Here is a 14,146-nt window from a genome sequence, read left to right as displayed (position 1 = left end):
CCGCCACCGCCGCCCTGACCGGCTGGCCACTCCACCGCGCCGAGGCCGCCCTGGAACGCCTCCAGGACGCCCGCCTGCTCGAACCAGGACCCGGCCGCTACCGGTTCCACGACCTGGTCGGCCTCTACGCCCGCGAACGGGCACACCAGGACCTGCCGGAGGAGGAACGCACCACCGCCGTACGCCGCGCGCTCCACCACTACCTGACCACCCTCTGGCTGGCCAGCCCCATGCTGGGCCGCGATGCCCTGCCACGCTGCCCCGTCGAACTGCCCGGCACCTCCTTCGAGGACTCGGCCGAGGCGGAACGATGGATCCAGAGCGAGCGCGACAACCTGCTCGCCGCCGCGCAGCAGGCGCTGTCCGGCCCCGACCCGGCGACCGCCGTCGGCCTGGTCATCGGACTCCACTGGCCCTTCTGCTACCAGGGCTGGCACACCCAACTGGCCGAGGTCTACGCGCACGCCATCGAGGTGGCCGACCGCATCGCGGCATGGGAGGACAAGGCCCAGCTCCGCAGCTTCCTCGGCTGGGTCTACCGGGACCAGGGCCGCCACGACATCGCGATCGCGCACCTGAAGACGGCTCTCACCGACTGGGACCGCGCGGGCCTGCCGCGGCGGAAGGCCGGAGCCCTCAACAACCTCGGCGTCATCCACACGCTCATGGGCCGGCTCGACGACGCGCACGCCTACCTGGAGTCCGCTTTCCAGCTCATCGACGAAGCCGAACGCCCCGTGGGATCGGTCGTGGTCCGCAACAACCGGGTGCACGTCTACTACCGCCAGGGGCGCTTCGACGAGGCGATCGCGGAAGCGCGCCGGCTGGTGGAGCTGTGGCCGAAGGTGGGCCCGCGCAGCGATGTAGGCACGCCACACGGTTCGCTGGGCGACGCCTACCGCCACGCCGGCCGGCTGACCGAGGCGGTGGACAGCTACACGACGGCCGTGCGGCTGCTCCACGAGTCGGGCTACCGCCTGAAGGAAGCCATCTCGCGCTGGTGGCTCGGCACCACCCTGCACGACCTCGGACGGCACGGCGAAGCCCGGAAACAGTGGGAGGGCTCCATCAGCCTCCTGCGCGACGCCCACCTGCTCACACCACAGGAGGCGACCGAGATCCTCGCCCGGCCCGTACCGGAAACACCCCAGCTGATCAGGAACATGCTCTGACCCACCGCTCCGTGATCGTGTTCACCTGCGGCAGCTGGATACCGGTGAGCCCGGATGTCCAGATCGACGATCCCGGGCCTGGGGTCCCCGTACGGACTCGACCGAAACTCCGTGGGGCCCGCCCCCACTGGATACACTTCCCAACTCGGACGAAGGACGGGAGCGCTCCGCATGGGCTGGGAGATCAGGTTTCTTGGTCCGTGGGAGGTCATCCACGACGGCCAACCGGTCAGACTCACCGGCCACCGACGCATCGGCGTGCTGGCCCGCCTGGCCCAGGACGCGGGCCAGACCGTCCAGGCCGGTCAGCTCCTGACCGACATCTGGGGCGGCGGCTCCACCGCCACCGCCGCCAAGCAGCTCCACATCGTCATCTCCAAGCTGCGCGAGTCGCTCTCCCCTGAGCTCATCGCCACCACTCCCGTCGGCTACCGGCTCGACCTCGACCGTGACCGGGTCGACGCGCTGCTCTTCGCCCGCCTGGCCAAGCGCGCCCGCACCGCCCGCGCCCACGGCGGCACCAGGGCCGCCGACGCCCTCTTCCGCCAGGCACTGAGCCTGTGGCGCGGCGGCGCACCGCTGGGCGAGCTGGCCGAACCGTGGGCCCGCATCGAGGCCGCCCGCCTCGAAGAAGAACGCCTGGCCGTCCTGGAAGACCACATCGACGTACGGCTGGCAGCCGGCGACCACCACGCCGTCGCGGCCGAACTCGGCGCCCACGTCACCAGCCACCCGCTGCGCGAGCGCCCCGCCGCCCAGTTGATGCTCGCCCTCTACCGTGCCGGACGGCCCTCCGACGCCCTGGCCGCCTACCAGCGCACCCGCACCGCGCTGATCGACGAGATCGGTGTCGATCCCGGCCCGGAGCTGCGCCGCCTGCAGCAGGCCATGCTCGTCAAGGATCCCGTCCTCGACCTGACCGCCCCCCGCGAGAGAATCACCGGGGGAGAGCCCTCCGTCCCGGCCGAGCTCCCCAGTGACATCCACGCCTTCACCGCCCGGTCCGGCGAAGTGGCCCAGCTGCGGGCGGCTCTCGACGGTCCGGCCGTGATAGCGATCGACGGGTCCGGCGGCATCGGCAAATCCGCGCTGGCCGTGCACGCCGCGCACGCCGCCGCCGGCCGCTTCCCCGACGGTGTCATCTACGTCGACCTGCGTGGCTCCACGCCCGGCATGGCGCCGCTCACCTCCATGGAGGCGCTGCGCCACCTGCTGCGCTCCTTCGGCCTGGACGGCTCGGCCGTGCCCACGCAGGTCGCCGAGGCGGCCGCCCGCTACCGCTCCCTCACCGCCGCCTCCCGCACCCTGATCATCCTCGACAACGCCCGCGACGTCTCCCACGTTCGCCCGCTCATCCCGGCCGGCCGCGGCTGCCGGGTCCTGGTCACCAGCCGAGACCCCCTGACCACCCTCGACAACGCCCATCATCTGCGGCTGGGCCCGTTCGCCGACGCCGAAGCCGCCGTCCTGCTGGCCCGCCTCATCGGCCCCGACCGCGCCCGCGCCGAGCCGGAGGCGGCCGCGCAGATCGTGCGGCTGTGCGGTGGCATCCCGCTGGCCCTGCGCATCGCCGCCGCCCGCCTGGCCGCCCGCCCCGACTGGACGCTGGCCGACCTGGCGGTACGGCTGGCCGATGCCACCCGCCGCATGGACACGCTCGAATACGCCGACCTGGCCGTGCGCGCCAGCATCTCCGTCAGCCACCACCACCTGCGCGAGGAACCCACCGGCCGCGACGCCGCCCGCCTGCTGACCTTGCTCGGCCTGCTCGACCTGCCCACCCACACCCCGGCCGCCACCGCCGCCCTGGCCGGCTGGCCCGCTCACCGCGCGGAGGCCGCCCTGGACCGGCTGCTGACCGCCCACCTGCTCGAACCCGCCGGCCTTGACCGCTTCCGTTTCCACGACCTGGTCGGCCTGTACGCCCGGGAACGGGCCGAGCAGGACGAACCCGCCGGCGAAGCCGCCGCCGCGGTCCGCCGCGTGCTCCACCACTACCTGGCCACCGCCCAGCATTCCGCCGTCTCCATCAACGGCCCCGCCGCTCACGACTGGTCGATCCAGGCGGAGCAGCCCGGCCAGGAGTTCGCCTCCGCCGGGGAGGCCCAGAACTGGGCCGAGGCGGAGCGCGAGAATGTGCTCGCCCTCGCACGGCAGGCCGCGGCCGACGCCTCCGCCGGCGCCGGGCTGGCGGAGGCGATCCGCTGGCCGTTCGCGGCCCGTGGCTGGTTCGCCGAGGCCATCGAGGCCACCGAGCTGGCGCTACAAGCATGCACCGAGCTGGGGGAACGGGCATCGCTCCTGCAAACGCTGGGCTCCCATTACCAGGAGCTGGGCCGGAACGAGGAGTCGGTGCGCGCGCTGAAGGAATCGCTGGAGCTCTGGCACCACACGGAGCCGAGTCGCAGCGCGGCCGGACTCCACAACGAGCTGGGCATCACCTACACCATGATGGGCCGCCTCGAAGAGGCCCTGGAGGCCCTCGACCGCGCCCAGGCCATCACCGTGGAGCGCGGGCGCCCCGACCTCGAGACCTTCGTCCGCAACAACCGCGTGCACGTCTTCTGCCGGCAGGGCAGAACCGCCGAAGCCGTCGCCGAGGCCCTTCACGTTGTCGACACCGTGAAGGACATGCCGGACATGGCCGATCTCCTTGGCACCAACCACGACACCCTGGCCGACGCCTACCGTGCCCACGGGATGCTCACCGAAGCGGTGCAGGAATACCGCACCGCAATCGACCTGCAGCACGCGGTCGGGCACACGGTGGGGCTGGCGACCACACACTGGTGGCTCGGCCACACGCTCCACGACCTCGGGCGGGAGGAGCAGGCGCGCGAGTCGTGGCGGCAGTGCTTCGACCTGCTCTGCGAAGCCCGGCTCCTCACCCGAGGCGAAGCGACCGCCCTCCTGGCCCAGCCCGTCCCCGACCCCCCGGCCGCGATCAGGAACCAACTCTGAACCTGGGCATGCCTCCATGGGCCCGCACAGGCGCATTGACCGGCACCCGCTCGCGAATTACGGTCAGGACCGTATATTGGAACTCCCTCAGGAGGTGCCCGTGCGAGCACGGATCGCGGCCGTCGCCGCCGCACTGTTATTACTGACCCCGGTCCCGGCCGAAGCCGCCGCACCGCCCACCGGGTGCGGCTTCCAGAACCTCGACCCCCTGCCGCTCATCGGCGCCACCACCGCAGGCTCGGCGCTCGACCGCGACCGCGTCTACTCGGTCACCTCCAGCGCCTCCGGACCCGCCATCCTCGGCATCAGGAACGCCCGCGACGGATCGCTGATCGCCGAGCGCCCCCTCCCCGCCGCGCTCGGCTCCTGGGCCGTCACCGTGGCCCCCGACCACAGCGTCTACGTCGGCAGCTACAACAGCACCCCGGGCGCGATGGGCCGCCTGTTCCGCTACACCCCGGCCGACGACAAGGTCACCGAGCTGGGCATCCCCATCTCCACCGATACGTACGTCTGGACGGTGGCCGCCACCAAGGACGCGGTCTACGGCGGCACCTCCTCCAGCGGAAAGCTCTTCCGCTATGACGTGGCGACCGGCGAGATCAAGGACCTCGGCAGCCCTGTCCCCGGCGAGCAGTTCATCCGCGACCTGGCGATCGGAGAGGACGGCACGATCTTCGCGGGCATGGGCCAGGCGAGCATGAAGGTCGCGGTCCTGTCGCCCGGCGGCGAGCTCCAGCGGATCATCGAGCCGCCACTCCAGGGCGTCGGCTGGTCCTACGACGTGGACGTGGTCGGACGCTACCTGCTCGTCCGCTACCTCACCACCACCGGCACCAACCCGATGGGCATCTACGACCTGGCCCGCGACGAGTGGAAGCACGTGGTCGAGGACGTCGACAGCCTCACCCTCGGCGGCGGCGCGCTCGGCAACAAGGTCTACCTCGTCCAGGACGGCGAGCTCGCCGTCCTCGACCTGAAGACGGGCAAGACGCGGGCTCTCGGTTACACCGACTTCGGCGACGGCGCCATCCGACCGCTCGGCTGGCTCGGCCACACCCTCGTGGGCACGACCGGCGCTGGCCGCATCTGGCACTACAACCGCAAGACAGGCGTCGGCAAGCTCTTCGACAGCACGGTGACGGGCCAGCGGGTCTCCATCAGATCGATGACCACCGGCCCCGACGGCCACATCTACGGCAGCGGCTTCTTCACCGGCGGCCTGGCCTCCTTCGACCCCGCCACCGGCGAGAAGAAGTTCTGGCCCAACACCGGCCAGAGCGAGGGCATGCTCACCCACAAGGGCAAGCTCTACCTAGGCGTCTACCCCGGCGCCCGCATCTACGCCTGGAACGGCACCGCCCCCGAGCTCCTGCTCTCCCTGAGCGATCAGGAGCAGGACCGCCCCTTCGCCATGGCGTCGGCCGGCGACTGGCTGGCCTTCGGCACCGTGCCCAAGTCGGGGGCCTCCGGCGGCGTCCTCGGACTGCTCAACCCCGAGACCGGCGAGACCAGGATCAGGCGCAACCTCATCCCCGGCCACAGCATCATCGGCCTGGCCTACCGCGACGGCATCCTGTACGGCGCCACCACGACATTCGGCGGGGTCGGCTACCCGCTGGACACCGCCGCCAAGGTCTTCGCCTACGACATCGCCACCGACACGGTGAAGTGGGTGACCGCCCCCGTCGAGGGCGACCTGGCACTCGGCTCGATCACCTTCGACGACGAGGGCAAGCTGTGGGGCCTCACCCCCGACGCGCTCTACGTGATCGACCCCGCCACCGGCCAGACGCTCCGGACCGCCAAGCACCAGACCTACCCCTGGGCGACCCAGACGCAGGTGTGGCTGGACACCTACATCGAGTTCCACAACGGCTACCTGTGGGGCAAGGCGCAGAAGAGGGCTTACCGGATCGACCCGGCGACCATGAAGATGACCCGGATCACCAGCGCGGACATCGGGATCCTGATCAAGGGGCCGGAAGGGCACATGTACCTGTCACGCTTCGAGAACTTCTACACCTACAGGATCTGCTAGAGCCCCTGAACGATCCTGGACAGCCGATCGGCGTGGCCGGCCGGCTGTCCAGGGCGGGCAGCGGATCCGCCGGCGGTCCCTCGGTGCTCAGGCCGAACCCGGTCCACCTTCTTGGTACGCCGGGCCGGGACCTACCGGGGGGCCTGCGCCGTGGGCCGTGGCGATCGGCCGGTCGATCTGGAGATCACCCGGGTGTGCTGTTCGCGTTCGCTGGCGAGTTGTGGCGCCCACACAGGCTCCCCACCCGGAGCGGCCGCGGGCTCCTCGCGGTAGAAGATGTCGATGTCGACCTCCTCGCCGCCCATGACCACCGTGTCCCACGCGTCGCTGATGACCAGGATGCGCAGGGTCTCAGCCGACAGCCGGCCGAGGTGGGCGCGCAGGGCGGCGTCGTCGGGCAGTCCGGAGACGCGCTGCGACAGGCGGCCCCGGATGAGCCCGAGCCGGTCCATCAGCGTGTCGATGTCCGCCGCGACCTGCGCGCCGGAATTCGGAGCGGCCTGGGTGCCGGCGCAGCCCTTGGCGATGTTGTCCTTGATGGCCCGGGTGACGCCGTCCTCGTCGGTGGTGACCATCGCCTGCCAGGCGCGGCTCTTGTGCCGGTACTGGAGCATCGCCATGGCCGCCTCGTGGCGGATGAAGTCCGCGTCGCGGAAGGCTCGCCCGCGCCAGGCCTGGCTGAGCGTGCGGGTCAGGGAGATGACCGAGGCCAGCCCGCTGTTGAGTCCGCGGCCCGGCCAGAAGTGGATGGCGTTGGCGGCGTCGCCGAGCAGGAAGCCGTAGGTGCCCGGGGTGGTGGACGTCGGGGCGTGCAGGCGCGCGGTGAAGCGCGGCCGCTGCACCATGTCGAGCCGGAAGGCGGTGACGGCGCTGAGGTTGTGCTCGGCCACGCCGAACATCGTCAATCCCTCCTGCACCCGCCGCCACAGGGGAGACCCCTTGATCAGGGCGGGCAGGAACAGGGTGCCGTGGGTGGAGCAGTGGAAGTCGCCTTGGTCGGTGCGGCCCATCATGCACGGGTTGGCGGCGACACACTCCTCGAACACGCGACGGACGGGATCGATGCCGACGACCTCCTCGGCCTCCTCGTCGGTGAGCCGCATATTGAGGAAACCCTCGCCGCCCAGGGCGTTGAGCAGGTAGCGGTTCTGGGCCACGGTCAGCAGGACCGACATGGCGTCGGGCAGGTCGGACTTGACGCGTAAACCCAGCACGACATCCCGCAGGTGCCGGCCGTTCAGGGAGTAGATCGAGCTGTCGGCGGTGCCGAACTTGCCGCCGAAGTGCTCCCGCGTGCGCGAGCGGCCGCCCTCGCAGATGGCGAGCACATGGTCGTGCTTCGCGCTGTCGCCGTGCTCGTCGGGATTGAAGCGGGTGGGGACGAGCCGGATGCGGTCGGGCTTCTCGCCGGCCATCTCCAGCAGCGTGTCCTCGATGTAGGCGATGCGGAGGTTGCGCGGAGCGTGGCCGCGGATGGAGTCGGGGCCGGGCGGCCACATCTCGGAGTACGCTCCGGGCTTGAACAGCCGGGCCTGCACCGGGCCGGGGAGGTTCAGGTATTGGCGGCTCTGGACCGTGACGACCTGCTGGCGCCGTACATTGCCCTGGTCTTGGCCCTTCCACACGACCCGGGCACCGTCCTGCGTCCAGCGGCCGTCATAGACGGTGACGGCGACCCGCGGGCCCATGAGGTGCTCCAGGAGGAGCGCGAGGCTCAGCCCGACGGGCCCACCGCCGGAAACGGTCACCCGGAGAACCGGCCCCGGGCCGACCGGCGGGGCGGATCCGCTCGCCTGCGGCAGCGGGGGTGCGCCGAAGACCGTCGCGTCGTCGTCGGAGGGCAGGAAGCGGAACTGCTCGTCGTCGATCGTGATCAGGTCGCCCGGCTGGAGTACGTGTGAGGTGACGCGCTTGCCGTTGACCAGCGTTCCGTTGCGACTTCCCAGGTCGTGCAGGATGTACTGCCCGGCCTCGTGGCGGATCTCCGCGTGGCGGCGCGAAGCCCGCCCGCTGGAGATCACCACGCTGCAGTCTTGCCTGCGGCCGAAGGTGGTCGGCGTGTCACCGAGCGGGAAGCGGCGGTCGGTGAGGGGGCCGTCGTGTCCGACGATGACAGGGGGCATGATGCCTTCCTTATCGTGACAAGAGATCTGGTCATCGATGAGTTCAAGTTCATCATGTGCGATCAAAGACAGCCACGTAAGAGAAAAGTACTCGCACCGGCTCATTCGCGAGGCAGTGGACGGCCGCGTGGGCGAGGGCGCACCCGCGGACTTCAGCTTCCAGCACGTCCTCATCCGGCTTCCTGGGGCGAGGAGCGTCCGGGGCGGCCACCACCGGGGGCTCATCGCGCGGACCGCGACCCGGAGGAGCTCCACCGGCAGCGGCTCGCGTGATCGTGTGACTTGCCTGGCAAGTCGCGCTCCCGCAGCCGGCGGAGCGGTGAGTTGCCAGGCAAATCGTCCGATCCTGGTCAGATGACGCGGACCTGGAACTGGTCCCCGTCCAGGACCCGGGACTTGTAGTAGAAGGCGCCCAGGTCGGATCCGCCGAGGGTGTTCTCCGCCAAGGGGATCATGCAGACGCTGTAGCCGCCGGAGTCGCCGGCACTGCGGACCGGCAGCCATGACGCGCCGCAGTTGAACTCGTAGCCGGTGTTCCAGTTGAAGATGAAGATGTTCCGGCCGTAGGGCTGGGAGTACGCGCCGTTGTAGGTGGACTTGTAGGGGTACTCGTCACAGGACCAGACTCCTGGAGCCGTGGGCTTGGGGTGCCCCGGCGGGCACGCCGTCTTGTAGTTGTTGTCGATGAGGCTCTCGTTCTGGGTCCTGGTCAGGAGGTCCGTCATCTTGAAGTGGTTGATGGCGAGCTGGAGGTGGCGGGCATACGACGGATAGCGGTACGACAGGACGTCGTGCACCGGGCGGACCGAGTCATAGACGCAGCCCTTGGGGTAACCGGTGAGCGCGTCATCGCAGCGATGCACGGCCGGCGTCGTGATCGAGGGGTTCGTCGTCGGGTTGACCCACGCCGAGTTGGCGAACCAGTACCTCACCCCACCGTGCGCGTCCCACCTGTAGCCGCTGAGCGGGCTGGTGAAGTACGTGGTGGCCGAGTGGACGCGGCCAGGAAGCGCTGACCCGCCGACCAGCCCGCTGCTGGACACCGTGCAGTTGGCGAGGCATTCCGGCTCGGCGTAGACGAAGGTGTCGAGCACCGCCGGGATCGCCGGGCCGGCGACGGAGTTGGCCTGGTAGTGCCACGACTGGCTCCAGCTCAGCGAGCTGTAGTCGAGGGTCGTCAAGCTCGAGACGGTGAACTGGATCGAGCCGATGACGACCCCGTTGGGCACCGTGAAGATGAGCAGGAGACCGTCCTCGATCACGCATGCGGCCGTCCGGGTCAGCGTGGGGCTCCCGCCGCAGATGTCGGCGGCGATCCCGACGCCGGTCCTGGCCGCGCCGGCTTTCCTCGCCTGCTTGCGGACGCAGGTGGCGGTCCCGGACTTCCCGGCCGCGGCGAGCGTCGCCGCGTGTTCCTTGAGGTCGGCGCCGCACTCCTGCGTGACGGCGGGTTCCGGTGCGGGCTTGTCCGGTTCCGCCTGCACCGGGGTGACGGGGACGAGCAGGGTCGACAGGCATAAACCGACGCTCGCGATCCCCGCTTTCCATCTGGCCACGGGTTGCTCCCTTCGTGGAAGAACGTTGGGCGAAGGGAAACGCCGGCCTCTGGACAGTCTCTGGATGTCTGTTGAACATCGCCTCTACACTGTGGCGGTGCTGATCGTCCAGGTGCTCGGCCGCCTGCGGGTGTGGCACGATGATCGCGAGGTCGATGCCGGGCCGCCCGCCCGCCGTCTGATGCTGGGGGTCCTGGCGCTCAACGCGGGGCGGCTGACCACCCGCCGGGAGCTGATCGAGTCGCTGTGGGGCGAACAACCGCCGTCAAGCGCGGTCAACGTGCTGCACACCCACGCCAAACACCTGCGCCGCCTGCTCGACCCGCGGCACAGCCCGCGCGACCAGGACGGCGTGCTCTCCACCGTCGGCGACGGCTACCTGCTGCGCCTGCCGGAGTGCGCACTCGACCTGCTGCGCTTCCGGCGTCTGGTGGCAGCCGCGCAGCAGGCCGAACGCGAGGGCGACCCGGCGCGCGCGACCGCGCTCTTCCGTGAGGCGCTGCGGCTGTGGGAGGACGACGACCCCCTGTGCGACGTGCCGGCGCTCGAAGGCCACCCCAAGGTGTGGGGCCTCAAGGCCGAGCGCCGCCGCGCGCAGCTGTCCTACTGGGACCTGATGCTGCGAGCGGGCAACGCCGCCGAGGTCATCGCCGCGCTGGCGGTCCACGGCGCGGCGAACCCGCTCGACGAGGCGGTGCAGGCCACGCTGATCCGCGCGTACCAGGCGATGGGCCAGCGGACGATCGCCTTCGAGCGGTACGAGGCCACCCGCCTCGTGCTGGCCGAGGAGCTGGGCGTGGAGCCGGGCGAGGAGCTCGAACGGGCGCACCGGCTGCTGTTCGAGGAGCAGGAATGCCGTGGTGCGCCAAGGATTCCGCGGCAGCTCCCGGCGCCGGTGCCGGACTTCACCGGACGCGCCGACGAGCTGGCCCTGCTCGACGCCGCGTACGTCCGCCGCCCACCGGGGATCGTGGTCGTCTGCGGCACCGCGGGTGTGGGCAAGACGGCGCTCGCCGTCCGCTGGGGTCACCACAACCGCGAGCTCTTCCCCGACGGGCGCATCCACCTCGACCTGCGCGGCGACGACGCCGAACACGTGCTGGCCCCGCACGAGGCGCTGGGCCGCCTGCTGACCGCCGTCGGCGTGGCCGATCAGGACATTCCGGCCGACACCCAGTCACGGGCCGGGCGCTGGCGCACCGAGACCGACGGCCGCAGGCTGCTCGTGCTGCTTGACAACGCGGCCTCGGCCGAGCAGGTACGTCCGCTCCTGCCCGGTACGCACGACACCCTCATGGTGATCACCAGCCGGGACCGGCTGGCCGCCCTGGTCGCCCTGCACGGCGCGCACCGCATCGAGCTGGACCTGCTGCCCCGCGCCGACGCCGTCCACCTGCTGGGCCGGCTGCTGGGGGAGCGGGCGTGCACCGATCCCGGCAGCGTCGACTCGCTGGCCACCATCTGCGCCCGCCTGCCGCTGGCGCTGCGCCTGGCCGCCGAGTACGCCGGGGCGCAGGCGCACCTGCCGCTGGCCGGCGTGGTGGCGCGGCTGCACCGGGCCGGACCGCTGGAGCTGCTCGACCCGGGTGGCGGGGCGGCGATCCGGCACGTCTTCGGCTGCTCGTACCAGCTGCTCGACGCCGAGGCGCAGCGCCTGTTCCGGCTGCTGAGCCTGAACCCGGCACCGCACTCCACGCCGGCCTGCGTGGCGGCGCTGTCGGACGTGGACGAGATCGGCGCGGCCCGGCTCCTGCACCGGCTCGCCTCGGCGCACCTGCTGCGCTGCGACGCCTTGGGGCGCTACGGGTTCCACGACCTTCTGCGTGCGTACGCCGCCGAGATGAGCCTCGCCACGGACGGCGAGGCCGAGCGGCAGGCGGCCGTGGACAGGCTGCTGGAGCACTACTGCGGGACCGCCGTCGAGGCGAGCGACACGCTCTACCCCGGGTGGAGCGGGAGCCGGCGGCACGCCGGGCTCGCACTCAAGCCCAGCGGCGTCACCCTCTCGCCGGGCGCGGCGCTGTCGTGGCTGGACGGCGAGCTGGCGTCGTTCGGCACGATCTGCCAGTTCGCGGTCAGGCAGGGACGGCCGGAGCGGGCGGTCACCCTTGCCGCCGCGTTACATCGCTACCTGGAGGCGGGGCACGGCACCGAGGCCCTGTCGATCTACGAGTGCGCCGTGGACGCCGCGCGGGGGACGGGAGACGCGGGGGGCGAGGCGCATCTGCGGACCAACGCCGGGGTCATCCTGCGGCTGCTCGGCCGGTACGCATCGGCCGTCGAGGAGCTGAGCCAGGCGCTGGAGCTGTGCCGGCGCATCGGCAACCGCCACGGCCAGGCTCGCTCGCTGTCCAATCTGGGCATCATCGAGGAACGCCTCGGCGAGTTCGCCTCCTCGGCCGCCCGGCACAGCGCGGCCATCGCGCTCTACCGCGAGATCGACGACCCCTTCGGCCAGGCGGCGGCGCTGACCAACCTGGGCAACCTCGAGGAGTCGATCGGCGAGCACACCGAGGCGGCGCGGCACCTCCTGGCCGCGCACGACATCTTCGCCGCGCTCGGGGAGCGTGCGGGGCAGGCCATCGCCCTGTGCAACCTCGGCCAGATCCACAGCTCGCTGGGCGACGACACGCTTGCCGTCGCGAAACTGGGCGAGGCACTGAGCCTGTTCCGCGCGATCGAGCACCGTGACGGGGAGGCGACCGCGCTGAGCAACCTCGGCACCGCCCTGTGCCGCCAGGCGAAATTCGACGAGTCCCTGTGCCACCTGGAGCAGGCGCTCGAGATCTTCCGGTCGACCAGGCACAGGTACGGTGAGGCGAGCGTACTCAACGCGATCGGCGAGGCGCTGCGCGCCATGGGCCGTGACGGCGAGGCGGCGCAGCGGCACCGGCTGGCGCTGGCGATCGCCGCCGAGACCGGCGACGAGGACGAGCGCGGGCGGGCCGCCGCCGCGCTCGAAAGCCTCGGCTGAGGACCGCGAGGCGGGAGTGGCCGCGACCCCGCTTCGGGAAGGACCTTCGCGATTTACCAAGCTCCTTCGATGGAGGAAACTGCGAAGGACAGAGGCGACCTGCTGGAGGAGATCGTGGCACACCCCGAGCTGAACACGGACATGGTCCTCGCCGCCGTACGGGACCACGGACACGGAGCCTACGACGTCCTGGTCAAGGAGTTCCCGTCAGACGCGGTGATCGAAGAGTTCACCAAGGCGGCCAGGTCCGGCTTCACCAGCTTCGGCATAGGAGTGCACCTGGCGGAGCTGACGGACAAGGGACGTAAGCGTCTCGGGTGACAGTCCGCGACGTTTCCCGGAAAGGGGAGTCTTCGCTTGCCGGTGGCTCGGTGGTGGGGCAGGGCGCCAGGCGCACGATCTCGGTCCGTTCCACATCCGGAAGCAGTAACGGCGCCTCGGGCGAAAGCATGAGTCCCCCGGCCCGCGCGGGCCGGGGGACCGGACCTCCTGGCTACCGACCGGCTACTGGTTGCGCTGGTCGTACAGGCCGTCCGCCATTCGCGGCAGTGGCGCGGGGTACGTGCCCTGGCCCTCGTCGCTGAACTCCCCGCCGTACGACGCCTGCCACTGGCCGGTCGAGGTGTTCCTGATGGAGGTGTGGGTCAGCGTGCCACCCTCCGTGTTGTAGCTGTACAGGCCCCAATGGTGGGCGGTGCGGTCGTTGGTCCCCGACTTGGCGCTGACGGTGTCGTCGGTCTCCGAAGCGAGGAACGTGTAGTCCGTACCCATCTGGGACTGCGGCTGCTTGCCCAGCCAGCTGAGGAAGCCGCTGCCCGGGCGCATGTCGCTGCACTGCTCGTGGGTGAGGGCGCACGCGGTCACCACCGCGCTGCCGATGCCCTGGTGCGGCGTGGCGAACGTGACCATGTCCTCGATGTACAGGAACGGGGGCCAGTCGCTGGGCCAATCGGTCGCGCCGATGTCGTCCTTGTCGATCGTCAGGCCGCTCAGGTCGGGCGGCGGCTTGCCCACGCCGTACCTGTTGACGCCTTCGATGGCGGCCTTCGCGACCAGGCCGCCCATGGAGTGGGTCACGACGTCGATGGCCACGTCATGGCTGGAGTACAGGTAGTAGACGGTCCACGCGAACTGGCGGCCGACCTCCTGGATGCGCGTGTCGGTGGTCCCTCGGAGCCTGAGGTCGCAGTTGGTGGCCTTGTTGTAGTAGCCGAAGGTGACGACGTCGCCCCAGCCGTTGGCGTTCAGCAGGTTCTCGGCGCTGTTCCAGGCGCCGGAGCAGCTGATGTCGGCCTCGCGGTCGAAGCCGTGGACCATGA

The 14,146-nt window shown here is 70.9% G+C and carries 8 protein-coding genes; 5 read left to right on the top strand and 3 right to left on the bottom strand.

The genetic code is table 11. The annotated features are described in order from the left end of the window. The 3 genes from ETD85_RS51505 to ETD85_RS51495 all read left to right on the top strand — a co-directional run. A partial coding sequence (locus ETD85_RS51505; protein WP_138697178.1) for a tetratricopeptide repeat protein occupies positions 1-1,172 on the top strand: 1,172 nt, incomplete at its 5' end. 171 nt (positions 1,173-1,343) lie between these two features. Then, positions 1,344-4,133 (top strand): AfsR/SARP family transcriptional regulator, encoded by a 2,790-nt coding sequence (locus ETD85_RS51500; RefSeq protein ID WP_170247314.1) that lies wholly within the window; start codon positions 1,344-1,346, stop codon positions 4,131-4,133. A gap of 100 nt (positions 4,134-4,233) precedes the next feature. After that, on the top strand, positions 4,234-6,174 hold the full coding sequence (locus ETD85_RS51495; RefSeq protein WP_138697176.1) for a ligand-binding sensor domain-containing protein: 1,941 nt from the start codon (positions 4,234-4,236) through the stop codon (positions 6,172-6,174). Between the two features lie 131 nt (positions 6,175-6,305). Here the strand turns inward: ETD85_RS51495 and ETD85_RS51490 are convergent, their stop codons facing one another. Together ETD85_RS51490 and ETD85_RS51485 are read right to left on the bottom strand one after the other, a co-directional pair. Beyond that, on the bottom strand, positions 6,306-8,297 hold the full coding sequence (locus tag ETD85_RS51490; protein ID WP_138697175.1) for an FHA domain-containing protein: 1,992 nt from the start codon (positions 8,295-8,297) through the stop codon (positions 6,306-6,308). Between the two features lie 350 nt (positions 8,298-8,647). Beyond that, entirely contained in the window at positions 8,648-9,853 is a 1,206-nt protein-coding gene (locus ETD85_RS51485) for a hypothetical protein (RefSeq protein WP_170247313.1), read from the bottom strand. Between the two features lie 64 nt (positions 9,854-9,917). Here ETD85_RS51485 and ETD85_RS51480 point away from each other — a divergent pair, with 64 nt between their 5' ends. Both ETD85_RS51480 and ETD85_RS51475 read left to right on the top strand, forming a co-directional pair. Then, a complete protein-coding gene (locus tag ETD85_RS51480; protein WP_170247312.1) occupies positions 9,918-12,827 on the top strand; it encodes an AfsR/SARP family transcriptional regulator in 2,910 nt (969 codons plus the stop codon). Positions 12,828-12,896: 69 nt separating this feature from the next. Beyond that, positions 12,897-13,148, top strand: coding sequence for a hypothetical protein (locus tag ETD85_RS51475; protein WP_138697172.1), 252 nt, complete (start codon positions 12,897-12,899; stop codon positions 13,146-13,148). A gap of 183 nt (positions 13,149-13,331) precedes the next feature. On the opposite strand, the gene ETD85_RS63945 is transcribed toward ETD85_RS51475, so the two are convergent. Beyond that, positions 13,332-14,146, bottom strand: an 815-nt coding sequence (locus ETD85_RS63945; RefSeq protein ID WP_170247311.1) for an esterase/lipase family protein, incomplete at its 5' end; no start/stop codon positions are given.

This window comes from Nonomuraea zeae, assembly GCF_005889725.1.
Classification (GTDB): Bacteria; Actinomycetota; Actinomycetes; order Streptosporangiales; family Streptosporangiaceae; genus Nonomuraea; species Nonomuraea zeae.
This window is presented reverse-complemented; position numbering and strand designations above follow the sequence as displayed.